This is a genomic window from Cloacibacterium rupense (genome assembly GCF_014645495.1).
Classification (GTDB): domain Bacteria; phylum Bacteroidota; class Bacteroidia; order Flavobacteriales; family Weeksellaceae; genus Cloacibacterium; species Cloacibacterium rupense.
The window spans coordinates 552,565-578,676 of record NZ_BMLV01000001.1; the positions used below are offsets into that span (position 1 = coordinate 552,565).

18 protein-coding genes are annotated in these 26,112 nt (G+C 33.9%); 3 read left to right on the forward strand and 15 right to left on the reverse strand.

Annotated features, from left to right (window positions below; genetic code table 11):
* Window positions 1-4 precede the first annotated feature (4 nt).
* From IEW40_RS02430 to IEW40_RS02480, 11 genes are all read right to left on the reverse strand, one after another.
* Window positions 5-3,235 carry a helicase-related protein gene (locus IEW40_RS02430; RefSeq protein ID WP_188616488.1) on the reverse strand — a complete coding sequence of 1,077 codons (3,231 nt, stop codon included), beginning with the start codon at window positions 3,233-3,235 and terminating at the stop codon, window positions 5-7.
* Entirely contained in the window at window positions 3,235-6,384 is a 3,150-nt protein-coding gene (locus IEW40_RS02435; RefSeq protein WP_188616489.1) for a sacsin N-terminal ATP-binding-like domain-containing protein, read from the reverse strand. Before IEW40_RS02435 ends, IEW40_RS02430 begins: the two co-directional genes overlap by 1 nt.
* Before the next feature lie 13 nt (window positions 6,385-6,397).
* Window positions 6,398-6,979, reverse strand: a complete 582-nt coding sequence (locus IEW40_RS02440; protein WP_188616490.1) for a GIY-YIG nuclease family protein — start codon at window positions 6,977-6,979, stop codon at window positions 6,398-6,400.
* A gap of 112 nt (window positions 6,980-7,091) precedes the next feature.
* Complete coding sequence (locus IEW40_RS02445; RefSeq protein WP_188616491.1) at window positions 7,092-8,291, reverse strand: DGQHR domain-containing protein; 1,200 nt, start codon at window positions 8,289-8,291, stop codon at window positions 7,092-7,094.
* Window positions 8,292-8,302: 11 nt separating this feature from the next.
* The gene (locus tag IEW40_RS02450; RefSeq protein WP_188616492.1) at window positions 8,303-9,079 is read right to left on the reverse strand and encodes a hypothetical protein; all 777 of its coding nucleotides are present in this window, start codon (window positions 9,077-9,079) and stop codon (window positions 8,303-8,305) included.
* Window positions 9,080-9,098: 19 nt separating this feature from the next.
* Entirely contained in the window at window positions 9,099-11,057 is a 1,959-nt protein-coding gene (locus tag IEW40_RS02455) for a site-specific DNA-methyltransferase (protein ID WP_188616493.1), read from the reverse strand.
* A 7-nt stretch (window positions 11,058-11,064) separates the two neighbouring features.
* On the reverse strand, window positions 11,065-14,208 hold the full coding sequence (locus IEW40_RS02460; protein WP_188616494.1) for a type III restriction-modification system endonuclease: 3,144 nt from the start codon (window positions 14,206-14,208) through the stop codon (window positions 11,065-11,067).
* A 281-nt stretch (window positions 14,209-14,489) separates the two neighbouring features.
* Window positions 14,490-14,795 (reverse strand): GIY-YIG nuclease family protein, encoded by a 306-nt coding sequence (locus IEW40_RS02465; RefSeq protein WP_188616495.1) that lies wholly within the window; start codon window positions 14,793-14,795, stop codon window positions 14,490-14,492.
* A 364-nt stretch (window positions 14,796-15,159) separates the two neighbouring features.
* Complete coding sequence (locus IEW40_RS02470; RefSeq protein ID WP_188616496.1) at window positions 15,160-15,801, reverse strand: DUF6266 family protein; 642 nt, start codon at window positions 15,799-15,801, stop codon at window positions 15,160-15,162.
* Between the two features lie 689 nt (window positions 15,802-16,490).
* Window positions 16,491-16,748: a helix-turn-helix domain-containing protein gene (locus IEW40_RS02475; protein ID WP_188616497.1), complete on the reverse strand. Its 258-nt coding sequence runs from the start codon at window positions 16,746-16,748 to the stop codon at window positions 16,491-16,493.
* Window positions 16,749-17,246: 498 nt separating this feature from the next.
* Entirely contained in the window at window positions 17,247-17,564 is a 318-nt protein-coding gene (locus tag IEW40_RS02480; RefSeq protein WP_188616498.1) for a GIY-YIG nuclease family protein, read from the reverse strand.
* A 613-nt stretch (window positions 17,565-18,177) separates the two neighbouring features.
* Here IEW40_RS02480 and IEW40_RS02485 point away from each other — a divergent pair.
* The 3 genes from IEW40_RS02485 (at window position 18,178) to IEW40_RS02495 (ending at window position 21,162) form a co-directional block, all read left to right on the forward strand.
* The gene (locus tag IEW40_RS02485) at window positions 18,178-18,405 is read left to right on the forward strand and encodes a hypothetical protein (protein ID WP_188616499.1); all 228 of its coding nucleotides are present in this window, start codon (window positions 18,178-18,180) and stop codon (window positions 18,403-18,405) included.
* 210 nt (window positions 18,406-18,615) lie between these two features.
* Window positions 18,616-20,364 (forward strand): amidohydrolase, encoded by a 1,749-nt coding sequence (locus tag IEW40_RS02490; RefSeq protein WP_188616500.1) that lies wholly within the window; start codon window positions 18,616-18,618, stop codon window positions 20,362-20,364.
* A 168-nt stretch (window positions 20,365-20,532) separates the two neighbouring features.
* Complete coding sequence (locus IEW40_RS02495; RefSeq protein ID WP_188616501.1) at window positions 20,533-21,162, forward strand: hypothetical protein; 630 nt, start codon at window positions 20,533-20,535, stop codon at window positions 21,160-21,162.
* Window positions 21,163-21,281: 119 nt separating this feature from the next.
* On the opposite strand, the gene IEW40_RS02500 is transcribed toward IEW40_RS02495, so the two are convergent.
* From IEW40_RS02500 to IEW40_RS02515, 4 genes are all read right to left on the reverse strand, one after another.
* Entirely contained in the window at window positions 21,282-23,009 is a 1,728-nt protein-coding gene (locus IEW40_RS02500; RefSeq protein ID WP_188616502.1) for a HAMP domain-containing sensor histidine kinase, read from the reverse strand.
* Between the two features lie 118 nt (window positions 23,010-23,127).
* Window positions 23,128-24,240 carry a sensor protein KdpD gene (locus tag IEW40_RS02505; protein ID WP_188616503.1) on the reverse strand — a complete coding sequence of 371 codons (1,113 nt, stop codon included), beginning with the start codon at window positions 24,238-24,240 and terminating at the stop codon, window positions 23,128-23,130.
* A 98-nt stretch (window positions 24,241-24,338) separates the two neighbouring features.
* On the reverse strand, window positions 24,339-25,430 hold the full coding sequence (locus tag IEW40_RS02510) for a porin (protein ID WP_188616504.1): 1,092 nt from the start codon (window positions 25,428-25,430) through the stop codon (window positions 24,339-24,341).
* Window positions 25,431-25,459: 29 nt separating this feature from the next.
* Entirely contained in the window at window positions 25,460-26,020 is a 561-nt protein-coding gene (locus IEW40_RS02515) for a K(+)-transporting ATPase subunit C (RefSeq protein ID WP_188616505.1), read from the reverse strand.
* Window positions 26,021-26,112: the final 92 nt, after the last annotated feature.

Here is a 26,112-nt window from a genome sequence, read left to right on the forward strand (position 1 = left end):
GTTACTATTTTACAATCAGAAAAGAAATTAATTTAAAATCCTCTATTCCTTTGAACCTATCTTTCATTATTGTAGTTCCTCCCGCTCTAAATAAGCTTAGAATCTCTTTTTCCTCTTCCGTTTCTAAGATGGAGCCTATAGCATTTTTAAGCAATTCAGAATAATGAGACATATTATGATATTCATCTGTTTCTTCACTTACCTTTTCACAGAGAGAAATGATTGGCTCTTTTATTCCTTTGCAAAGTTTTCTAATTGCATCTAATGTTTTCTTAGAATCAATATGATTAAGAATTAATCTGCCTTCATTACTTATATAAACCAAATAAAAAGGATGAAGGCGATTGAGTCTGTTAATATTAATATTTTCATTGATGTTTTTTAAAACAAAAATAACACCTGGTCTCAAAATATCTGTAGATTCTACTACTGCATGAATGCCTTCTGGTATATCAATCATTTCGCCATATTCTTTGATAAAGTTTGATAAATCTATTCTAAAGTCATTAAGTCCCAAGTCTGTAATGTCTATTCCTTCTCTTAAATCCTCTAAATCTGTTACTTCTTCTTGAAGTTTTTTTAATTGGATTTTTCTGTATTCTAAATCTTTTTGGTTTTCTTTAAGTAAATTATCATCAGCAGTACCAGATAAGTCTGAAATAAGCATTCTATCTTCTACCCTTTGTTTCAAATTAATGTAGTTATCTAAAGTAATATCTGGCCAAAAATTCACCAGAGTAATAGATTCATTTTTAGAACCTATCCTGTCTATTCTACCAAATCTCTGAATGATTCGAACTGGATTCCAATGAATATCATAATTAATCAAATAATCACAGTCCTGAAGATTCTGTCCTTCTGAAATACAATCTGTGGCAATTAAAATATCTATTTCTTCATCAATTTTAGGGTAAACCAAAGCTTTGTCTTTTGATAGCGGAGAAAAACTGCTTAATAAAGCATTAAGTTCTGTAGGAATATTTTTAGTTGTGGCCACTCTTCTAGAACCTGAAATAAGAGTACTGTTTATATGATATTTATCTTTAAAAACCCGACTAACATTCTCATATAAGTAGTCTGCGGTATCTGCAAATGCAGTGAAGATGATTACTTTTTTATTATTACCGTTAAAAGGATTATTGATTTTAGCTTCAATATTTTTGATAAGTGTTTGGAGTTTATAATCAAATTTTGGGGTAATTTTATTTACTTTTTTCATTAATTCATTAAGAATTTCTAAATCTTCTTCTAGATCTTCCTTCCATTGTCTGCGATCAATATCTGCTAAGTGAACTTTTACTTTATTGCCAAATAAATTTTCCTCGTCTCCCCAATTAGAATCCCAATCAAAATTTTCATTTTCAGTATCGAAGTGACTACTTGTTAGCGATTCTAAACCGTCTTTATTCAATGCCTTTAAAGTATTTTCTATTTGAATTAATATACCTTTCGTTGTAATTCTAAAAGAGTCTATAGAACTTTCTATTCGCTTCAAAAGATTAATGCGCATTAGAATTTTCAAACTCTTTTCTCTATCAAGTTGAGTAAGTTTTCCACCTTTCGTTTTTTTATCATATTTATCTGCATATTTGGGTAATTGGCTTGGCAGAATATATTTTAGTGGAGAATATACCGAAAGATTTAATCTACTTAAAAAATCAGCAATTTCTACATAGGTCAAACTATGATCTTCTGTTAAAGAACATTCTAAGGATAAAGGTTTATTTCTTTTGGGAAATTTTCCAATATCTGCGGTATCATAATAAGTGGTAATATGTTTTCTAGAGCGGGCAATGGTTAACGAATCCAGAATTTCAAAAAAATCAAAATCAAGCATTTCTAAAAGTTTTTCGGTAGTTCTTTCAGAAATATCCATTTTAGACCATTCATTAAAAGCAGTTTGTGCTCTTTTAAAAATTTTATCAATGCCGTTGTGTGTATCTAATTTGTCATCTATTATTGTAGAATCACCTTCGTAAGCTAGTGCTAATTGATTTTTAAGATCACTAAAACGATTATTTACTGGGGTAGCAGAAAGCATTAAAACCTTGGTCTCTATACCATCGCGCATTACTTTTCTCAATAATTTTTGATAACGGTTTTCTTTTTCGGAATACGTAAGACCAGCGTTTCTAAAATTATGAGATTCATCAATGACTACCAATCCATAATTCCCCCAGTTTACATTGGCTAAGTTTCTACCATTACTCATCCCGTTTTCTCTTGATAAATCGGTATGGAAGAGCACATCATAACGCAATCTATCTTGAGCTAAAATATTGTTTTTATCATTATGACGATAAGTATTCCAGTTGGCTTCCAGTTTTTTCGGACAAAGAACCAATACATCTTTGTTTCGCATTTCATAATATTTGATAATCCCTAAAGCCGAGAATGTTTTACCCAAACCCACACTGTCTGCCAAAATGCAACCCTTATATTTTTCTAGTTTATTAATAGCCCCTATTACTGCATCTTTCTGAAAATTAAATAGTTTATTCCAAATGACAGTATCTTTAAATCCTACTCTATCATCTGGTAAATGATCTAGACTTAAGTCATCTAAAAAATCATTGAAGATATTATAAATCGTTATGAAATAAATAAACTCTGGACTGTTTTCTTTAAACGCTTTTTCAAAATACTGCTGAACTTGTTCTGTTACTTCTTCTAAATCTTCTTCGTTTTCCCATATCTGGTTAAACCAGTCTAAATAAGCTTTACTATTGGGATAATCTGTTTTTTGAATTAAAGTAGGAAAACCCTTTTTAGGAGTCACGCCTAAATCTGACGTAGTAAAACTTTGCAAATTATTCCATGCAAACTCTTCATTTTCTGAGTTTTGTGAATGGATAATTCCAGGAATTGGAAAACCTGTTTGTTTATTAGATTTGAATGTTACTTTTTCTTTCACCCATTTACTGCATTCTTGTGCTATTGCGCGCTGATTAAGCTGATTTCTTAACCGCAACTCAAAATCTCCACCACAGAGTTCTGCTTCTTTGTAGAGATGTGGAATAAAGAATTTAGGAACTTCTTTCTTAAGGTTATCTTGAATAAAAGTGGGCGATGTAAAAACAAAACGCAGTTCTTCTATATTTTTAAGTTCTTTTCTCAATGCTTCAAAAGCATAGATAGAAAACGAAGAAGCTGCAATAGATAGTTTACTTTTTTTACCAATGCTTTCTTTTAAATCGTCTATTAAGCGGGTGTTGATATTGTCAATTAGTTTCATTACAAATCAAATGTTTTTAAATAGTCAACAAATTCGTAGAAATTTTTCCCATTAGTCCAAATTGGTTTATTTATATATACAGATTCTATTTTTTTATCTAAAACAACATTAATATTCTCACTTTTAGAAAGATTATCGAGTCCATTATCCCAGTTAATTATCTTGTCTCCAATTTGATAACCAATGTCTTTTACAAATTTCGCATTTTTGATAAAATATTCTTCAGTGATTTCGGTAATATCATCAGGTCTTGTTACAACACATAAAGCATAATTATCTTTTTCTTTAACGGCAGTACGTCCTTGCAAAATCGACATACGTACATTTGGCTTATCTTCAATAACATTTTTAATCTCAACAGAAAATTTATCAGATTTAAGAACCAGTTCAAAATCTTTACCTACATCTGGATTTCTAATCTCAATTTGAAGATTGAGATTTGAAAAAACTTTTTTGAACGCATCTTCAGCTGTTTTTCCAATTTGTTTCCATTTTTCTCTTTGTACTCTAAGATTAATCATTTCATCAGCCTTTTCCAATAGTTCTTCAGTCCCTAATTCATTTGCAACTCTCTCTAGTTCCTTCATTTCAGCGGTAGATAATTTGATTTTTGCTAATTCAGCAATATCTTCCATTGATTTGCCTGATTGCTTTAATGCCATTATTTGCTTACTGAATCCATCTCCTAAAGAAATCACATATAACATATCTCTTTTTGAAGCAAAAGTTTTTAGATATGCTGAAGCATCTGAATGTTTTTCATACCAACTATTAATTTCTAAAAAAACCTGATGGAGTTCACCATCTTTTGAAACTTTAGTCTGAATATTAGGATCAAGGAATAAATTATCAATTTTTTCTGTGATTATTGGTATAGAAGCTGTTCTAAAATTTGAAATATTTAATTTATTTGATACCAAAAAAGATCTTACATTATACTTACAATAATCTTTAACAATATCTTTCAAGTTTTCATCGAAATATTTTGTATCCTCTTCTTGAAATATAGATTCCGAATCATAAGCAAAATCCCCATTTTGCATTGGTATTACTTTGTATTTGGCAATAAAACCTTTAATATCTTCTCTCGAACTATTTATATAATTAATAAATGAACTTAACCAAGTGTACGCTGACTCTTCATTACTGTCAAAATAAGTTTGAGCAAATGAATTAAAATTTTGCTCTTTTTGAATTAACCAACACAAATATTTTGCAGTCCACAATTCCGCAGGATAACTAAAGTTCTCATAATCTATTGAAATTATTTTTCTTTCACTAACTTTTTCAGGAAGTAGTTCCTTTATAATATCTAACCATTGTTCTCTCCTCGGTGCTCTATCACTTCTAAACAATGTGTTTATGTGTAAAATTGAGTTAATCTGTTCATCTGTTGCTTCTTCAATCTTAAGTTGACTTATAAGATCCGAATTGAGTGATTTGTAAAATTCATGTAAATTAAATTCTTTAATATCATTGACTTTGCCTAAGAATTTATTTAAAAACTCAGTATCTAAATCCCTTCCGAGTTTTCTGGAAACATATTTCATTTCATCATCAATGTCAGGATACTGAGAAACTTCCAATCTAGTTTTAAATTCATTTTTCTCATTGAGATAAATTGGATATGATTCTCCTAACTTCGAATTTTTTACTTCTAAAAAATCATAAACTTTCTTTAGCTTTTGATACGTTTCCGGCTTTGTAAAATCGACAAAATTAGGTAAGCCAGCCAGTAATTGTTCCAAAGAAATTGTAACTTCGGTATTCCAACTATGATATTCTTGATTGATAATTTTATTCCAGTCTTTTAAGCTTTCAGAAGATGGAACCTGATTGGGTATTAAATCCTTTAATAATTCAAAAAATTCTAAGTCAGTCGCCAAGTCAATTATTGGAAATCTGGCTTCCTTAATTAGACTGAGATTTCCATTTGCATTTTTAACAATAGCTTTCTCAGATATTAAGGTTCTAATAGGTTTTTGTATATTCTCCAAATACCATTCTTCATTATGATATTTCTCTACAAATTCAGGTAAACCAGAAAGCGCTAAGTGATGTAAATTATCACAATTGGAATCTATTAACGTAGAAATAAACTTCAAATATTCTTCAATAAATTCTTTGAGATAAAAGCGATTATTATCAGCCGTAGCATCTTGCATATTATCATCTTCTTTTTTTGTTCTAATTCCATCCCGCTCCTCTGTCGGCTTAAAGTTTTTATGCTGTACAAAAACGGGTAAATGGAAATTTTCAGAACCTATCAATGGAAATTCTTTATATAATACTGATTTACCCTCAATACTTTCTATACTATAAATTCCATCATTATTTATAACTGGAAGTCCAAAAATTATTGATTCTGTTTCCTTATATAAGATTCCAGAATTATTTTCTACTTCTATATAATCCAACCCATCTATTGAGCTTGGAACAGGATTAATTTGAAAAAATTTCTTTACTCCATCTCTAATAATTGTTACAGAGTTGATATGCTTTTTTTCTTTTTTATTTATTAGAAGTACAAATGGAATATTATTTTCCAATTCTTCCAACCCACTAATTGCGTATTTTTTTGAAGTAACAGACAAAGGATATGTAAATGAATGAAGCAAAACGTCTATGTTTTCTGCAGGATTATCAACGATTTCATCAATTTGCTGAAAAGCATTTAATAAAGATTGTTTCATTTGTTCTAAGGCCTTTGTTTCCTCCAAAGTTGCTGCAGTTCTATCTATTTCTAATATAAATTTTCTTAAAGTTGCATCTTCTTTTCTTTGATGAATTCCATTAATGGTAAGTTTTCTACTCAAAATATGTGTTGTAATAAATCCTGTCCCATATTTTCCAGTTGTTCCGTCAACTCCACTTAATGATTTTGTAGATGTTTTGTATAATAGTGCAAGCAAATGTTTGGTTTCAAAAGCAGAACCGTTATGTGAAAATATAATTTCATCATTTTTTAATTCATAAGTAATGTTAACACCTTCTTCTGTAGCTACATCTTTAGCGTTTTGTAATAATTCCCATACCCATCTTGTTTTTTTATTTTCCGGAAATGTATTTAACCTATCTATATCGTGAATAATATCTCTTGCTTCACTTTCGCTTCTCTGCAATTCTCTTTCTTTTTGAGCTTCTGTCATTTTCTCCAAGTTATTAGTCATTTTTTAATTTTAATATGCTTTCAGCTTCTGCTCTACAAATCTGTCTCAATCCGTCAAGTTTATCTGCAAAAATATTATAGTTCCTTGTCCTTTTATCTAAATCTAAAGTTGGTTTCAAAAATTTTATCACTTTCTTCTCCCAATCTCTCAACTCAGAGTAAGAAATTGAATTCTCATCTTCCCAATAACCAATGATAAGATTTGCAGTCATCCAATCTGTCAAAAGTCTTTCTCCTTCTTCATTGAACTTGTAATTAAGTAATTCTCTTTTGCTATTTGTTCCATTTCGAGAAAATGCTATTAAGCTAAATTCTTCTTTTAAAATAGCACCAATAGAGCGACGTAAAGTAGAGCTACCCGTACTTTTACTATTGAAGTGATTTCCGAAATCTCTATCCTTCAAACTATTCTTTGCAATTCCAACATAAAGCGTCTGATTGGGTTTCCCAAATTCTTTTAAATATGAGCTTTCATTAAGAAAAAAAGCATAAATACCAGGACAATCCGGGTAAGTTATGTGCTCATTGAAACCTTTAGCATTGGCTTTTATAGATTGTACTATTTCATCTAACATATTAGTTAATATTACATCACCCTCATCTCTGTTTGTGGGGAAAGTTGTTTTAGGAATTGTCTTACGTTTTCTATTGAGGTAACATTTTTAAAATAGATAATAAATTAATATCTTAATTAACATTTTTCTTTGATGTTGGAATCCCTATTTCTTCAGCTAATTCTTTAAACAATTGATTTTGTAATCCAGCTGAACCACTACCAGAGTATTTACTTTTAGCACCAAAATATTTTTCAATTAGTTCATTATTATTTTCAAAAGCAAGAAACATTTTTCTAAATAATTTTTCTAAATCATTTAGACTTAAATCTAATAATTCAACTTTTTCAGATTTTTTATATAATCCTAATTTTAAATTTTTATCTATCCAACCTAATAACTTTATCAAAGCGCCTAAAGCATTAGTTTTTGTTAAAATAGTAGCACTAGATTTATCAACTGTAACTGGCCAATAGGCTTTAAAAATGTCTTTAATTACATCAAAATAAGCTACAAAAACTTTTGGAAGTTTCTTATATGCATCACCATCCTTTTTAAAATCATCAGTAATGTAATTCCAAGTTCCTTTAGGGCTAAAGTTAGGAAGTATGGCTTGCATTAAAAAGGATTGTGAAACAAATCCTGTTTTTCTATCAAAATCTTTAACAAAACCTTTTAAAGGAGATTTTTCTGACTTATTGAGATATTTACCCAATTCATGAGCCACATAGAGATTACTTAATTTATAATCTTTATTTTCTCTAGGTATTTCACCAAATATATCATAGTATAATGATCTATCAACAGGTTTCTGGTTGAAGTTTACATCTGCAAAAATCCTTGCTTGTTCCCATAAATCATAATTAATTAATAAAGTACAATTAAATTTATAATTATTTATTTTTTCAACAGATTTGTTGGCATTCATGTAATCATTATAAAGACTTTCCATTGCCTTCATTCTATGTTGACCATCTACGATTAGGCAGCTTTCTTTTTCAATTGGAAATTCAAAATCAACTATTCCATTATCAAATTTTAGATTTTCAAATTCAAAATCAGTACTTAAAATTAATGAAGAAGGAAAAAGAACATTTGAATTATCCAGATTATTGATTAGATTATCTTCAATATATTTTTTAATATCTTTTACTCTTTTTTCATTAGTTGATCTTTGATAAAATTTATCAGATTCAATATCAAAATTTTCTTCAATAGACCAATTAGATGCTTCTCTCTTGGAAAATTTAACAATATTATTAAGTTTACTAAACTCAATAGATGTGATTAAAATAATATGATCATTATTTTTATATAATTCAATGGCTTTCATATACTTAATTTTTAAATAGATAAATATTCATCTGAAAATAAATCTCCAATTTTTTCTTTTGTGGTTTCAGTCTCTAAATTATCACCAGCTTTCTTCTCTTCAACTTTAGAATTTCTTTCAATTGATCTTTTATCGCAGCATTTTTCAATTTGCTCTTCTAAACTAGAAATTCTAGTATTTATGCTTTCATTTAATTTATTAGTAAAATCATCACTTACTTGTAGTTCTTTATTTTCAAACTTTTCTTTAAATTCAAAATTAATTTGATTTCTAATATCCTTCTTAATTTCTTCTAAATTTTGTTGAACTTCAGCCTTAGCTTCAATTTCAGCAATTTTCTTTGCTTCAAACTCTGCTGTCTCAACTGTACTTTTTTTTATTTCATTAATAGATTTAAAACCAAAAAAAGTAGCCAATGCAACAAGTATTGAAAGAAAACCTGCTCCGTAGGTAAACAATTTACTTCTATCTTCTTGAACAGAAAGAATAGATTCCATTCTTTCGTGTTGAGTTTTCACAGAATTATTAATTTCTTCAAGAAGTTTCTTATTGTTTTCCTCAATCGAAACAATCGAAATAGAATCTTTAAAATTTTTATTGGTATTGTTAGAAATAGTAATTTGATATTTTATTTCTAAAGGCTTAGAAGCTAATTTTTCAGGATCTTTAGTTATTAATTTAAAGATCAACATTAATAACAAACAAACTGCTAATCCTACAACAATTAAGGCAGTCCATTCACCTCCAATTATTAATTGTGAAATTGACTTTTTTTCTTTATCATCCATAGTTATTAATTTTTAGTTTTTACACCACCCTCATCTCTGTTTGTGGGGAAAGCTGTTTTAGGAGTTGTCTTACGTTTTCTTTTGCGGTATCATCTTTAAAACCATTATCTCTAAACACAATACGCAATGGTTTTTCTTTGGCAATTTCTTTGGCAAAAGCTTCGTCTAGTTCATGATCAAAACATGCGTAGAGAGAATCTCCTGCTACAGAAAATACTTCTTTGCCGGCAATGGTTTTACGCTCTATTTTTAGAGAAAGTGGCAACCCCCAATCTAGCATAATCTGGGTAAGCAAATCTTCTGCGGTACGATCTGGCTTTACATTATCAGCAAAAAGATCTAGCGTAGCTTGGTTATATTCTTGCGGTTTATAGTACACCTCTTGCATATTGCTAGAATCTAAACGATAGACACGGAAACCTAAGTCGATGTTTGAACCAGGATTTGCTTGAACATTGTCCGAACCAGGATTTGCTTGATTTTCCTGATTACCAAGATTAAATAAATCCTGAGAATCCTGGTTCAGACCTTTTCCATCCTGAGAATCCTGGTTCAGACTTTCTTTTATTTTTTGTGCTGCACGGCGTATTCTTTCTTTGCCTATTTCGCAGATGTTTTTGTAACCAACCTTGTTTGCTTGACTTTTTTCAGTTGTTAACTCGGGAACTTGTACCATAATATATTTTCTATTGCCGCCATCTTCTGCATTGAGTTGCATTACGGCATGTGCTGTTGTGGCAGAACCAGAAAAGAAGTCGAGTATCAAACCTTCTCTTGATGAAATCTCAATACATCTTTTTATTAACAAGGACGGTTTAGGAGTATCAAAAACATTTTCAGGAATCAAATCTTTCATTTCATATCTAGCAATTTTCGTATCTGCAGCAAATTCTCGATGCCACCAAGTTTGCGGAGTTATACCATCTTTAACTTCAGTTAAGAATTTTTTCTGCATTGGTCTTGCTGTACCTGCAACTCCGAAAGTAATCCTATTATCATTCAATAATTCATTAAATTTTGTCTCTGATATCCTCCAAGATGTTGATTCTGGTGGCCAATGGATTTGACCATTTGGTCCTGTAATTGGGAAATAACAGTTTTCAGAAAAAGTTCGAACCGACAAATCACTTGCTCTCCATACTCCTCTTGGATCATTATCTGGATTTTTATATGCAGCTAATTGCTTTTCATCTCGCTTTAATAAAATTGGATTCCAGAAACTTATGTTTTTTGCATACAAAATAATATGTTCGTGAGTATCTGACATTCCTTGAGCATCATTCGCAGGACCATACTTTTTTTGCCAAACAATGTTCGCAACAAAATTCCCTTCTCCAAAAATCTCATCACAAATCTTTCTCAGATTATGCACTTCATTATCATCGATAGAAATAAAAATAACACCGTCTTCCGTTAAAAGATTTCTTGCCAGTTTTAATCTTGGGTACATCATGCTTAGCCAATCGCTGTGGTAGCGTCCGCTGGTTTCTGGGTTGACTACCAGCTTTTGGTTGTACTCGTCTTTTTGTCCGCTTTCCAAGAGTTCTTCGTTTCCAGCTTTGGCAAAATTGTCTTTATACACAAAATCTTTCCCCGTGTTGTAAGGCGGGTCTATGTAAATCATTTTTATTTTGCCTAGATAACTTTCTTGCAAAATTTTTAGCACTTCTAGGTTGTCTCCTTCTATGTAGAGGTTTTCGGTGGTATCAAAGTCAACAGAATCTTCACGCACTGGTCGCAAAGTTTTGGTGGTAGGCAAATTGGCGGTAACAATGGCTTCTCTTTTCCCTGGCCATTCTAGTCGGTAGCGTTCTTTGTTGCCTTCTACAATTTCGGTAGAGAGTTCTTGCTTTAGCAAATCAAAATCTATGCGTTTTCCTTCTGCAGTTTCGGTAACGCAGTTCGGGAAAAGAGCCGCTATTTTTTCGATATTAAGGCTGGTAATATCGGTAGATTTTAGGTCTAGTTTATCGTTCATTTTGATTTTATTTTAATTGTGCAATATCTAATAATTTGCTGTAATTGGTAATTACATCAAATTTTACTTCGCTACCGCTTATCGTACGGAAGTGTTCTTGTGCGCAATGTATTTTTAGTTGTTCTATTTCTCTCAGTTGGTTTAGCTCATCAGAGCCTTTGGTTTCTGCTACAAAATAGATGTGCCTTACTTTCTCTTTATCTAGCACTATGGCCCAATCTGGGCTGTAATGGGCAACAGGTGTAGAAATGTAAAAACTTTTTGGCAATTTGGCATATACTATTACTTCTGTAGCTTGCTCTAGGTTTTCGGCAAATTGTTTTTCTATGCTAGAATCTGTATTTAGAAAATCATAAATATGTTTTTGGAGTACCTCATTGGTTCTTATAATACTCTTATCATTGGTAAAAACTGTTTTGGCATCATAAGATTCTTCGGTTTTATGATACGCAATATTGTTAATGATAAGGCTTGCCTTGGCTTCGTTAATTAGTTTTGCGGTTTTGGCAATAAATTCTTCGGGGTTTTGTCTGAGCATGTAGAACTTGTCAGATTTTATAGATTTCAGAATTTCTACCAATGTGCTTCTTTTAAGATTGGTAATAGCTTCTATTTCTCCTACAATATCATAAGAGACTTGGGCGTATAAATCTGCTTTTATTTTCTGCTGTTCTGTTTTGGTTACAGTAATGGCAGTGCCTTCTTTCAAATCTTCTTTGGAGGCTTCTTGCAGTTCGCCAGTTTTTATTTCATAACTTCTGCTAGAGACGTGTAAATCTGCATTAATTCTGTTTCTGCTTTCTTCAATGAGTTTCAGCGTATCAAATTTCACTTCATAGATGGTTTTCAGACTTATTTTTTTCCAAAGTTCCTGAAACTCTTTTTTTGCAAAGTTCTGATTGGTTTGTAAAGTTATGGTTTGTCTTTCATCTACTGGTTTTGGCGCTTCGCCATTATAAACAGATTGCAGTAACTTATGAACGGCTGCTGCATAAGGCAATAAATTTTCGGGTAAAGGAACTTCGTTTTTTTCAATACGCTCTTTACCTTCTGCCGTTATTTTGTCATCTTCATCCAGAATGTCATGTTTGTAGAGAAATTTATTAAGCTTTTTAGCGTCTTCATCGGTAAGTCTTATGGTTTCATCTTTTTCATTGGTTAATAATTTACCAAGGAAAAACTTAGCATCTGCTTTTACTGGGCGATCTTTCAGAGAATTGGCAATTTCTGTTTGCAAACCTTTGGCAAAGGCTTCATAACTTTCAGAGGCTATTACCGTTAATTTATTAATTTCCTGTACTTGTTCTCCTACCAATTCAAAATCTTGTCTTGTCCCACGATGATCAACACAAAGCCTCATTCCTCGCCCAACTTCTTGTCTTCTTCTGGTTTGGCTACCACTATCAATATTTTTGAGGGCACAAATTTGGAAGACATTCGGATTGTCCCAACCTTCCTTCAGCGCAGAATGCGAGAAAATAAAACGCGTAGGTTCCTCAAAACTTAAAAGTTTTTCTTTGTCCTTCATAATGAGATCGTAAGCTGATACATCATCAGAATCTTCGCTTCCTCTCTTAATGGTAGGATCTACGGGTTTCCCTTTTTTATCAATAGAGAAATAACCATTATGCACTCTATCTGCATCATCTCTTTTCAGATACTCCAAATAATTGCCTGGTGCATAAGCTTTGTGTATTTTTCTGGCATCAGTTTCTACTACAAAATCGGTATATTCTTGTTGGAATAAGTCTATGAATTCATTGACTACCTTTTGATATTCTTCTTCAAAAATTTTGGCATACTCTCCTAATTCTGCTTCTCCTAATTCATTATAGACTCTGTATTTTTCAACAGAATCAATAAAAAATAAGGACAGTACTTTAATTCCTTTATCAAATAATGCTTTTTCTTTTTGTAGGTGAGAAAGTATTGTTTCCCTAATTTGTATTCTTCTGAAAGCTAATTCATCTTTATCATTCAGTACATCACCAGGATAAATGTCTTGCCCGTTGACTACAATTTTATTTTGATAGCCATTAATCTCTGTTATTAAGCAATTCTTATAAGCAGGTAATCCACCTGAAATTTCGTATAAATCTACGCCTTGTTCTAATTTTTCACGAACTCTTTTTACTCCGTTGCCATTTCTTTTTTCATACTCCAAAATTGCAATGGGCGGTTTGTTTACACTTAAAGCGATATGCTCTAGGTAGAGATAGCCAGATGTTCCTGTAGAGCCTTTCAAATTAATTCCTTTTACCTGAATTTTTTTTACCAGCTTTTTATTGTAAGCATCTAGTGCATCTAACCTATAAACTTTATTATACTCTTCGGCATGTGTTGCAGAATATCGCAAAGTAAAAAGTGGGCGAAAATCTTCCATACTTTGCAAGGTAACAGAACCTTTTTTCCCTACAGATTGAGGTTCGTCAATGATTAGAATAGGATTGGTTTGAGACAATATCTCAATAGGCTTTCTAGAACCAAACTGATCAAGTTCTTGGTGTATTCTTCTTGCATCTGCACCTTTTGCTGCAAAAGCTTGTGTATTAATAATCATTACACTTATTCTACTATCCGAAGCAAAGGTTTCTATATCCTGTGGACGTGAAGAATTATAGATGAAAGGGCTAATTTTGTGCCCATAAATTTCCTGAAAATGTTCTTGCGTAATCTCAAAAGTCTTGTAAACGCCTTCTCTTATCGCAATGCTAGGAACAATGATAATAAATTTACTCCATCCATATTTTTTATGCAATTCATACATCGTACGAATGTAGGTATAGGTTTTACCTGTACCGGTTTCCATCTCTATAGTAAGATTATACCCTATGTTTACACCTAGTAGGGTATCTATAGTCTGATTTTCGATAAGATTTTGTTCTCTTTGAACAGATTTGAGATTTTCTAAAAATTGACGGTCTGTAATTTGAATAGCACTATTCCTATAGCCTATATCTTCTAAAATATCATGATCAAAAACAGAAGATTGATAAGCATTTACCGCTTCAATTTCTTTAGCACGTTTAATAATGTCTTTACTTCTTTCTAAAGTAAATCGATTGGTTTTAAGTGCTTGCCCTTCAAAACATTTCACAACTGCATCCACTGCTTGCAACTGAAAATCTTGTTCCTTAAACTGTAATCTCATTATTAATTTTGATAATAAAGTGCTAAATTTACAAAAACCTTCCTTAACACCAATACGGGAACCCTGAAAATATCCATAAAAACCCATAATATTCAAAAAAAATCCACCCTTTCGAGTGGATTTACTTTTTTATGTTAAAAAATGAATGTTTTTTTAATTGGTTGTGGTTTCGGCTCCGCTCAACCACCGAATTTTTTTTATTGTCGTTGCTATTCATTGGTGACTGAGCGGAGTCGAAGTCACCATTACTGTTGTTTCGACTCCGCTCAACCACCTAATTATCAACTTTTATTCTTGCAATGCGTTTCATTTATACATTCTGCAAGTTTTTTCAGTTCATCTGTCCTATTGTCGATTAAGGCCTCTTTTTTCTTTCGACTCCAACCTTGAACTTGCTTTTCTCGATAAAAAGCCTCATCAATACGACTAAATTCTTCAAAATAAATAAGTTTGATTGGCAATCTTTTCTTCGTATGATTTGCACCTTCTCCATTATGATGTTGTTGCAAACGGAGTTCAAGATTATTAGTACTTCCTGTGTAGTAGCTACCATCGCTACATTCCAAAATATACATCCACCCTTTCATATTTTTTTTCTAAAAATAACAAAATATTTGCAAAGGTGGTTTCGACTCCGCTCAACCACCGAGTTTTTTGTTATTAGCTTTGCTATTCATTGGTGACTGAGCGGAGTCGAAGTCACCATTACTGTTGTTTCGACTCCGCTCAACCACCGAGTTTTTTTGTTGTTAGCTTTGCTATTCATTGGTGACTGAGCGGAGCAGAAATCACCATTACTGTTGTTTCGACTCCGCTCAACCACCGAGTTTTTTTGTTGTTAGCTTTGCTATTCATTGGTGACTGAGCGGAGTCGAAGTCACCTAATTATCAATTCAAGCGTTATCCACAATGACATTTATAAAAAAATCCACCCTTTCGAGTGGATTTTGATTACACTAGGGTAATTGCCCCCAGGTACATACTGTTGCAGACCTGCGTTTCGGTTTCATTGGCAATAAAAGCATAGACCTGCGCTTCCATGCCTGCATAGGAACTGTGCAGGGTGATGCTGGTTTGTGCCTCACTGCGGAACGCTACACCTTCGAAAATCTCAAAGGTAGAGAGCGCCTCGAAATAGCAGACCACACTCACTTTGTCGGTTGCTAGGGCGTTGCCTTGCAAGCCATTGTCTTCCCAAGTAAGGTTAATTACGCCACCTGTTGCCGCTTGGGCTTCTGCATTTTGAAAACCGGTGAGGTCACCTTTGGTGATGAGCACTTTGTTGTAAATCACCGTTGGCAAACCATCTACCATTTCCAAAGCATTGTTAATGAAATAAGATGCCGCTAGGTTCACCCTAGACTTTACGCCAGCATCTGTTCCAAAAAAACGATTTTGAATGTTTCGCAAAGGATTCAAAAACGCAATGGTGGTTTTGAACTTCAACTGTTGCATCAGTTGTTTGTCTGTCTTCGGTTTCGAAGACGATTTTGGGGTACTGCGGATAATGTCTTTTCCGCGCCAATTGGCACCAACTACTGGCCCCACTTTTCCTGAGAACCCGCCGAGGATTCCTTTCTTAATTTCTGCCATGATAAAAATATTTATTTGTTATACAGGTCAAAGGTAAATACTAAATTTTAAATAACTGCTAATCAATAACTTACGTGTCCACATTTGACCATTTTTGACCACCTTTGTCTTAGAATGTCCTGTTTTGTCCAGAAATGTCCGCTAATGTCCACCTTTGTCCAGTTTTGTCCACCTTTGTCCGCAATTGTCCACTAATGTCCAGTTTTGTCCACCCCTCTTTTAGAATCCTTCGAGTCTTCTTCGAGACTTCTTCGGGTGTCCTTCGGAAAAAGAGACGTTTTTCCGAAGAAGACCAAAAGAAAAGTGGGAGAAAAGTGGGGAGGTGGAAGATGATTGATGATTGATGATTGATGATTGATGTAAATCAAAAATCGTAAATAATTTTCTTTGCCCCAGCCCTGAAGGGTGGAAAATTATTATCGGAGCTTGGAACTCGTTGTGGAAAAGTTTTAAACACAAAGCTCACAGAGAGCTCTTTTGAGAGGCTTTATGTTTTTGAGTTTCTCAAAGGAATATCTAGAGATATTCTGAAAAATACACTGAAAAAGGAGTTGGGAGATGGAAGATGGGAGTTTGGAGATGGAAGATGGAAGATGGGAGTTGGAAGATGGAAGATAGAAGATGGAAGGAGGAAGGAGGAAGATGGAAGGAGGAAGATGGAAAACGAACACGAAACTCGGAACTCAGAGCTATAAGACTTTGGCTTTTTCTTTGAAATGGGCAACGGGATAAAAAATCTTCCCCCCAAGAGTGAAATAGGGAACAAGATTGCTTTTTCTCCATCTCTGCAATGTTTTATCAGAGACATTGAACATGTGTTTCAAATCTGCATTGTCATAAAACAACTTTTCTTCAGGGTTGATGTACACTTGCTCTTTCACTTGCTGACTGACCAGCTCGTGAACGATTTCGGATTGTTTTTTTGGTCTATGATTCCTTTTGGCCATTAATTTTTATAAATTTTATACAATATTAAAAAAAATATCTTTTTAACACAATAACAATTCAAAAATACTTTTCAACAAAGAACCACTTTTTATTCGATTTAAGACTACTTAACTCACATATGCTCCTGACACCCATATTAATTTGTAGTAAATTTTTAATACATATACGTGCACATAAAATAAAAACAAATAAATTAAAAATCACAAAAACGTTACAAAACGTTACAAAACGTTACAAAAACAATCAAATTGCATTATTTTTAATGTAAATAATTATTTATTTAATTTATCACAATTACAAAACACAACAAAAACCAACAATTTTAATGAAGCACATACAGAATAGACAAACCTCCTGCTCCAGCAAAATAATCAATACTTCGTCTTTTGAAAACAACAGAAAAATGAATATTACAGACTTAGACTAAATAGTAAAAATCTGCAAAACAATAAATAAGAAAATAAGAGAATTAAATTAGAAAAAAAATGAAACAAACACTAAACCTCACCCTGCTCTACCACCCATTGATTGATGCTTTCCACCGCTTTTTTTATTTGCTCTGAAGCAGAACTGACAAGGGTTTGTTTTTGGGTTTTGTTCCAAGTTTTTATTTCTTGTTCACGGTATTTGGCAATATCCAAATTCAGGTATTCCTCGAAATACAGGAGTTGTACAGGGCGTCTGCCTTGGGTATATCCTGCGCCTTCACCAGATTGGTGCTTCTGTAAGCTCAATGCCAAATCTATGGTACTGCTGGTGTAGTAAGTGCCATCTGCGCATTGCAATAGATAAACGTATCCTTTGTGAAGTTCCATTGTTAGAATTTGTGATACGAAGATAGGGAAAAATGGGGAGATAGGGATTGGGGAGTTGGAGAGTTGGGAGTTGGGGAGTTGGGAGTTGGAGAGTTGGGGAGTTGGAGAGTTGGAGTGTTGGAGAGTTGGGGAATTGGAAGATGGAAGATGGATGATGGATGATGAATGATGGATGATGGATGATGGATGATTGATGCTGGACGATGGATGATGGATGATTGATGATTGATGCTGGATGATTGATGATTGATGGATGATGAATGATGGACGATGGATGATGGATGATAGGCTATAAGCTAGAAGCTAGAAGCTAGAAGTAGAAGCTATATGCTATATGCTAGAAGCTATATGCTATATGCTACAAGCTAGAATGTAAATCGTAGATGAAGGTAGGTTTTGAAAGTAAAAAAATCAACCAAAAAGACGTATTGCTGAAAAATATGAAAAAAAATATAAATAAATATAAAAAAATAATAACGATAATAAAAAATTACTAACTTTGTTTCAACACATTACATCACCAACAAAGTTTTATCTTGATTCTAAAAACACAGGTTTTTTCTATCGAAGAATTATATCTCTGGTTGAAAACGCCAAATTACAAGATATGATTATGAAAAAAACATTTATCCTCTTAACGGCCTTGGTTTTTTCTTTAGGCTACTCGCAACAAGAACCATCACCCCATGATGCTTCTGCTACAGAGCAAATGCATGGCATGAAAGGCAGCACTAGATTTACCTTCGGACTAGGACACACGCATGTCTCAGAAGGAAAAATAGATGGAAATACCAAATGGCTGGTCATTCCGTCTTTTAGTTTTAATTTTGATTATTGCTAGTTTTTACTATAAAATACCCAAAACAATATATCTCATTTTTATAATCCTGTGTGTTTTATTAGGAGTTATTGCCATTTATGGAGGTTTAACCAAAGATACAAGCAATTGGCCCAATGAATTTTGGAGATGGGCAGGCATAGCTGTCAATAGTTTGCCTATATTAGCTTTTGTAATTTTACTGAAAAAAAAAACAAATAAACAAATGAACTAATGAAAAAATTAAAATTAATTGTTGCAACATTGATTATTGCAGCAAGTATCATAAGTTGCAACAAAAACTCAAAAAGCAGTACTGAAGGAAGCAACACCCCTATAGCCACAGCAGATGGTAAATCTACCACGCTATATTATGGGGGCGACATCATCACCGTAGAAGGCGATGAGCCAAGCTATGCAGAAGCCGTGGTGATAAAAGATGGTAAAATAGCATTTGTAGGTGCAAAATCAGACGCCGAGAAGCAGTTTGCTGATGCCACAAAAATTGACCTAGAAGGCAAAACCTTAGTACCAGGCTTTGTAGATGGGCATGCCCATTTTAGTAGTTTTGGTTCACAAGCAGTTACCGGAAATTTATTGGCTTCGCCAGACGGAAAATGCAACTCTATTCCTGAGTTAATTGCTGAATTAAAAGATTGGCACACCAAAAATGGAGTTGATAAGACCAATGGTTGGATTGTTGGAATGGGCTTTGATGATGCTGCGCTAAAAGAAAACCGCTTTCCTACCAAGGATGACTTAGACCAAGTTTCTAAAGATGTTCCAGTGATGATAGTGCATATTTCTGGGCATTTTAGTGTGGTGAACTCCAAGGGGCTTGAATTGCTAAAAATCACCAAAGACACCAAAGACCCTAAAGGTGGTTTAATCCGAAGAGTGGCTGGCAGCCAAGAACCTAACGGAGTATTAGAAGAACTGGCAAGTATACCTTACATGCTGAAAACCCTTACTCCTAGTACTACAGAAATGGCAGATTACTACCTAGAAAAAGGTTTTGAATTGGCAACGAGCTATGGCTATACTACAGCACAAGAAGGGCGTGCCATGGACAATCATTTGCAACTGGCAGACTATGCCAAACGTGGTAAAATGCCAATAGATGTCAATTCTTATATAGATTATACGTATCCTCAGTTTTTTTCTAGTGAATGGTATAGCAAAGATTACAAAAACCATTACCGTATTGCTGGTATTAAATTAACCTTGGATGGTTCACCACAAGGAAGAACCGCATGGAGAACCATACCTTATATTCTACCACCAGATGGACAGCCAAAAGATTATAGAGGCTACCCTGCCATTCCTGATGATAAAGAGGTTGCAAGAATAGTAGATATGGCATTTAAAAATAATTGGCAAATGGAAGCACACTGTAATGGAGATGCTGCTTTAGACCAATGGCTGAAAGCCTTAGCCCCAGCTGTAAAAAAATATGGCAACAAAGACAGACGTAACGTGCTAATTCATGGTCAGTTAATAAGAATGAACCAGATAGATAGCTTGAAAAAATACGACCTCATTGCCTCTTTATTCCCAATGCATACCTTCTACTGGGGAGATTGGTACAAAAAAATCATTGGTGAGGAAGCAGCGATGCACATTAGCCCTATTAAAACTTGTATAGACAAAGGCGTACACGTAACCAGCCATACCGATGCACCAGTAGCATTGCCTAACCTGATGATGATAATGCATACCACCGTGAACCGAGTATCAAGAAGCGGAGCTGTAATTGGTGCTGAGGAAAGACTAACCCCATATCAAGCATTAAAATCAATCACCATTTGGGGAGCATATCAATTATTTGAAGAAAACAAAAAAGGCTCATTGAAAGTAGGCAAACTAGGCGACTTGGTGATTCTAGACAAAAACCCTTTAAAAGTAGACCCTATGACCTTGAAAGACATTTTAGTGTTACAAACCATCAAAGAAGGTAAGACTGTCTTCAATAGAAAACTATAAACATAACCCACCCACTGTATTCTATAAAACCAGCATCTAATATTTATCAATGATTAAAAACCAAATATAAATAGCCCAAGTACCCATAGACCTATTAACAAAAGCAAAATGATGCTGGCCAGAACTATAAGAAAAGCAGTAAAATAAAAATACAAACCATTATATGTCATGAAAAGACTCATACAACTCAGCATTTTTGTCATTCTGATGGTGTCTTGCGCTCCACAGATGATGAGCACTTGGGATAAGCCCAATTACACCGCTCCTGTACAAGATAAGATTTTGGTAATGGCCATCAGCAACAATCTACAGGTAAGGCAATCACTAGAAAACGAAATAGTGGCTGCACTGAAGGAAAAACTCCCTAACAAAAGTTATGTAACAGGACTTACCATCTTTCCACCGAATATCGATTTATCAAAAATGAGTGAAGCCCAGATAGAGGAAAAAGTAAAATCATATCATCCTACTGCGGTATTAACCAGTTGTATCATCAACAACTATGAGTCTAGCGAATATAATATGAGCGAGCCCACCTACATCCCTAGATATTTCAGATACGGAAGGTATGTGTATAGAAGTTATGAGGTCATCAATACCCCTGGGTATTATTCTACCAACCAAAACTTTGTACTAGAGTCTAATCTATTTGACGCAAAAGAAGGCAATAACCCAGAAGAAGCAATGGTCTGGAAAGGTCAGTCAGAAATAACCAACCCCAGCTCTGTAGCCTCTGGCGCTAGAAGCTATGCCAAAAATTTGGTCAACTATTTGGTTTCTCAACAAAAGATAAAATAAGGCCGTTATCGGTATTCTATTTTCAATTTAATACAAAAGGCGCTTATGAAAATCATAAGTGCCTTTTTGGTTTTTTATCTCTTAGCATAATGGTCTTGAAATAGAATATTAAAAAAAGCTTATGCCTTTTTTAAAACAAAAGAAAAGGTACTTCCCTTGCCCAATTCACTCTCGATGGTGAGTAGACCACCTTGGGCTTCTATAAGTTCTTTGCCGATGCTGAGACCTAAGCCCGTGCCTTCTTTTTTTGAGCCCGGAATTCTGAAATAGCGTTCAAATATTTTTTCGTGATATTGTTCTTCTATACCCTTCCCAAAATCTTGCACAGAGAATTTAATGCCTTGTTCTGCCTGTTCTACACTGATGTGTACTGCTGCATTTTCATAAGAATATCTAATGGCATTAGACAAAAGATTATTAAGTACCCAAGTTGTTTTTTCACTGTCTGCCAATACTTTATCCACTGCTATATCTTTATTTACTTTAATGGTAATTTGTTTTTGTTCTGCCGCAGATTTATTGGCATCTATGGCATTGTGAATGATGGCATCTACATCCGCAGGTTTTATTTGGAGTTGCATAATTCCGCTTTCTAGTTGGGTCATATTAAGTAGTTCTCCTGTAATATTGAGCAATCTATTGGCATCTTCTCTGATACCTTCTATCAAATGCTTTTGTTCGTCATTTAATGTTCCAATTTGTGGATTTTCTAACAAATGCAAGCCCATTTTGATGGAAGAAATAGGCGTTTTGAACTCATGAGAAACGGTACCCATGAAATTGGTTTTTGCGATGTCTAACTCTTTGAAAGGGGTAATGTTTTTAAGAATAATCACCTTGCCAATGAACTGAGGATTTCTCTCGCCCGTTGGGATGATGTTGATGTCTACAATTTCTTTTTCGAAATAAGATTCTTTGCCATCAGAATAGATTTTCATAGGTTCAGAATGCTCTTTTTTGAGTTCAGGCTGAATCATATCTCTGATGATTTCTCTTACCAAATCATTGGTTACTGCGATGTCTTGAATTAACTTACCAATGAGAATTTCTTTTTTTATTCCAATAATTTTAATGGCTTCATCATTTACAAAAAGAACTCTGTTTTCTTCGTCTATTCCTACTACGGGATTGTTCATTTTATCAATCAAGGTTTCTATTCTTTTTTTGCCTTGTAAGATTTTATCGAGTTTGCTTTCGGAATATTCTTGTAGTTTTTCTGCCATCACGTTAAAAGATTGCGCCAAGTCACCAAATTCGCTATGGCTTTCAAAATGCACTCTTTCTTTGTAATTCTGATTGGCAATTTGTCTGATGCTGTCTGTTAAAATCTTGATGGGGTCTGCAATGTTAGAAGGCAGATTAACCAACAAAATAAATGCAATGAGAAAACACAACATACCCGCTGCAGAAATTACGACAATGGCATTGTCTGCGGTTGCGTTGGCCACCTTGCTTTTGTGCTCTATGGCATTCATATTCAGTTCCATCAATTCGGTGATGTCTTTTCTGATTTTGGATTGCAAAAGATGGTCTGTAGGATTAGCCTTTAAGTTATTGAAATGGGCTGAGATGCTGTCTGTAATCTCTTTTTCGCCAGGTTCTGTGATATTTTTTTGTTGATTGAGGAGGTGTTTTTCAAAAGCCAAAAAAGAGTTAGCTTGCGAAGGAACATCTTCTAGCGAGAGCAACATACTTCTAGAATACTCTAGGGTATTGTAGTTGGCCACCAAAATATTATTGGTATCTTTTTTTAGTTTATTGATGTACCAACCGCCTAGAACAGACAAGAGAATAATCATTAAAAAGAGCAATCCTACTCCTGCATTAAGTTTTGTTTTTATTTTCATATCAAAGGATTTTGGAGTACGCAGTAAGAAGTGGTAATTAATAAATAAGAGATGAATTCTAAAAAGTAAATTTAACTATTTTTCAGCAAACATTTGACTTCCCACTTCTAACTTCCCTCTAACTTAAAATCACCAAATCTATATTTTCTTTAGACAATCTATTGAGCAGTGAATTGAAGGTATCTGTAGCCAGAATAATTTTCCAAAGGTTGAGATGAGGTTTCCCGATGCAAACGGTGCTAATTTTTCGCTCTTCGCATTGCTCCATAATGGCTTTGGTAACATTATCTCCTTCTATTTTAATAATTTCTGCCCCCAATTCTGTGGCCAATTTAAAATTATTGATAAGGTGCCTCTGTTTATCGAGTGGAATTTTGTCTGGACTTTCCCTAGGGAGTTGCACATACAAAAGATACCACTGACTGCTGTAATAATTGGCCAAACGTGCGGTCTTTCTAATCACTTTTCTGGCTACCGCTTCATTGGAACTGATGCAGGCTAAAAACCTTTCTTTTCTGATGTTTTTTATCTGCGAAACTTCGGTTTCTACTTTTCTTTGCACTTGAGACGCTACCTCTTTCAGCGCCAACTCTCTGAGTTGAAGAATATTATCATTTTTAAAGAAATTATTGAGCGCTGCATTTATTTTGGCTGCATCATAGATTTTACCATCTTTTAATCTTTTGATGAGTTCGTCTGCGGTAAGGTCGATATTCACCACCTCATCAGCTTGTGCCAATACACTATCTGGAATGCGCTCTTTAACCTCGATATTGGTAATTTCTTTTACTTCTTCGTTTAAACTTTCGATATGTTGAATGTTTACTGCACTTATCACATTAATGCCAGCCTCTAAAATATCTATCACATCTTGCCAACGTTTTTGGTTCTTGCTGCCTTCGATATTGGTATGTGCCAATTCATCTACAATCACCACTTCTGGACGAAGGTTGATGACCGCTTGTACATCTAATTCTTCTAATTCTTTGCCTTTATAAAAGAGTTTTCTTCTAGGGATTAAAGGCAAACCTTCTATCAACGCCTGAGTTTCTTTGCGATTGTGCGTTTCTATATAACCTATTTTTACATCTATGCCGCTTTCTAGAAGCGCATGTGCCTCTTGCAACATACGGTAGGTTTTGCCTACACCTGCGCTCATTCCGATGTAGATTTTAAATTTTCCGCGCCTTGATTTTTTAATCAATTGTAAGAAGTCTTGGCTGGTTGTCATAGGTGGGTGATTGATGATTGATGATTGATGATTGATGGAAGATGGAAGATGGAAGATGGAAGTTTAATTTTTATGTCCGACTTCCGACTTCCGACTTCTTAAAAACTAACGGCTAAAGATGTAAGTGCCGAAAAATTGTTTTGTTGGGCATTCATCTCTCTATTCAAGAAAATGGCATCTTTGCTGTTGAGGTTTTTCACTTCTGTTCGCCAAACCAGATTGGGTAAAATCTGATAATCAGCATTCAGAGAATAACCAAAAGTTTGAAAACCATTAGGAGTACCTGTGGCTACAATGACCCCATTTTTGTCTTGGTAATACTCTCCTCTTGCTGCAAAAGACAACTTTTCTATTGGGCTGTATTTTGCGATAACTACAGGTGAATACCACACATTGTATTGTTCGCTACCTTTGGCTTTTTGTTCTGCCCCTATATCAAAACCTGCTATCAAAGACCACTTAGGATTCAACTGAAAAACGCCATACAAATTATGAAAATACCTCATTTGTTTTTGTGCATCTGGTTTATCATTTCCTATGAAAGAACTGCTATTCAAGGTAATTTTATCATTCGGTTTATAAGTTAATTGATGCCCAAAACCTAGGGTAGAATTGCCCTCTACTCTTTGTATTCTCTGCCAACCGTTAAGAACCAGTCCACTCACAAACCATTTTCCGCTGTCGCTGGTGTAAGAAATCTTAGCACCAGCTTCATAATATGGAGAATTGTCTGCCAGCATGCTTCTTGTTAAGGTAAAACAATCTTTGCTGATGGCACTTTCGAAACCAATATGAGAGGGTAAAACTCCGGCATCTACCCAAAGGTTTTTAGAAGAAGAGATTTTGACTCCTACATTAGCTTCGTAGATGTTTTTTAATACGCCAGGTTCTGCTGCGTAATTGGCATTCATGTACGTGCCTGCTGCCAAAGCAAGATTAGCTCTTAGCCTTTCGGTTTCGTAATTGGCTTTGATGAGTCCTAGATTAAGGTTGACCTCGTTATTTCTGTTGTGACTGTAAACCAATCCAGGTCTTGTATTATTTACTGGGTTATTGAAATCATATTGATAGTACACCTCAGCATATCCTGATATTTTCAGAGGATTATTTTCTTTTTCTTGTGAGAAAAAAAAGGGTGCAGTTCCTAAAGCAATAAGAGCTAGTAATGATTTGTTTTTTAAGGTTTTCATTAATTTTATTGATAAATATGATAAATATATTATTTTAATTGTTGAAGCGCAAGATTGAGTTTCAAAACATTGATTTTTTCAGTTCCGAAAAATCCAAAAAGCGGTTTTTCTGTATTTTCAACAATGATTTGTTGAATTTTACTCTCATTGATATTTCTGATTTTGGCAATTCTTTTTATTTGAATAGAGGCAGCTTTCACTGATATATTAGGGTCTAATCCGCTTCCGCTGGCGGTAACTAAATCTGAAGGAATTTCAGATTTTTTAACTTCTGGATTGTGTTTTAAGAAATGATTGATTCTTTCTTCCACTGTTTTCAGATAATCTGGATTTGATGGACCTTTGTTGCTCCCAGCTGCACCTGCTGAATTGTAATCTACTGCAGATGGTCTTGACCAGAAATATTGGTCTTGGTCAAATTTTTGACCGATATTTTCATAGTATTTATGGTTGTTTTCGGTAATGACTTCTCCTTTTCCATGATTAGGAGAAAATTGTGCAATTCCGAAAATCATCAAGGTATAAAACCCAGAGAATATAAGCACACTGACTGCTGTGAGTCTGATGGCGGGTAAAATATTTTGTTTCATAATTTTTGAGGTTGAGGTTAAGGTTAGAAGATGGAAGATGGAAGATGGAAGTTGGAAGTTGGAAGGCAAAAAAAACATTTACATTTTTTCTT

Bases quoted from the DNA above. Each gene is read 5' to 3' on its own strand.
- IEW40_RS02485 (WP_188616499.1), top strand. From the start codon at position 18,178: ATGAAAAAAACATTTATCCTCTTAACGGCCTTGGTTTTTTCTTTAGGC.
- IEW40_RS02430 (WP_188616488.1), bottom strand. From the start codon at position 3,235: ATGAAACTAATTGACAATATCAACACCCGCTTAATAGACGATTTAAAA.
- IEW40_RS02490 (WP_188616500.1), top strand. From the start codon at position 18,616: ATGAAAAAATTAAAATTAATTGTTGCAACATTGATTATTGCAGCAAGT.
- IEW40_RS02455 (WP_188616493.1), bottom strand. From the start codon at position 11,057: ATGAACGATAAACTAGACCTAAAATCTACCGATATTACCAGCCTTAAT.
- IEW40_RS02475 (WP_188616497.1), bottom strand. From the start codon at position 16,748: ATGGCCAAAAGGAATCATAGACCAAAAAAACAATCCGAAATCGTTCAC.
- IEW40_RS02470 (WP_188616496.1), bottom strand. From the start codon at position 15,801: ATGGCAGAAATTAAGAAAGGAATCCTCGGCGGGTTCTCAGGAAAAGTG.
- IEW40_RS02510 (WP_188616504.1), bottom strand. From the start codon at position 25,430: ATGAAAACCTTAAAAAACAAATCATTACTAGCTCTTATTGCTTTAGGA.
- IEW40_RS02500 (WP_188616502.1), bottom strand. From the start codon at position 23,009: ATGAAAATAAAAACAAAACTTAATGCAGGAGTAGGATTGCTCTTTTTA.
- IEW40_RS02465 (WP_188616495.1), bottom strand. From the start codon at position 14,795: ATGAAAGGGTGGATGTATATTTTGGAATGTAGCGATGGTAGCTACTAC.
- IEW40_RS02450 (WP_188616492.1), bottom strand. From the start codon at position 9,079: ATGGATGATAAAGAAAAAAAGTCAATTTCACAATTAATAATTGGAGGT.
- IEW40_RS02495 (WP_188616501.1), top strand. From the start codon at position 20,533: ATGAAAAGACTCATACAACTCAGCATTTTTGTCATTCTGATGGTGTCT.
- IEW40_RS02480 (WP_188616498.1), bottom strand. From the start codon at position 17,564: ATGGAACTTCACAAAGGATACGTTTATCTATTGCAATGCGCAGATGGC.
- IEW40_RS02440 (WP_188616490.1), bottom strand. From the start codon at position 6,979: ATGTTAGATGAAATAGTACAATCTATAAAAGCCAATGCTAAAGGTTTC.
- IEW40_RS02460 (WP_188616494.1), bottom strand. From the start codon at position 14,208: ATGAGATTACAGTTTAAGGAACAAGATTTTCAGTTGCAAGCAGTGGAT.
- IEW40_RS02445 (WP_188616491.1), bottom strand. From the start codon at position 8,291: ATGAAAGCCATTGAATTATATAAAAATAATGATCATATTATTTTAATC.
- IEW40_RS02515 (WP_188616505.1), bottom strand. From the start codon at position 26,020: ATGAAACAAAATATTTTACCCGCCATCAGACTCACAGCAGTCAGTGTG.
- IEW40_RS02505 (WP_188616503.1), bottom strand. From the start codon at position 24,240: ATGACAACCAGCCAAGACTTCTTACAATTGATTAAAAAATCAAGGCGC.
- IEW40_RS02435 (WP_188616489.1), bottom strand. From the start codon at position 6,384: ATGACAGAAGCTCAAAAAGAAAGAGAATTGCAGAGAAGCGAAAGTGAA.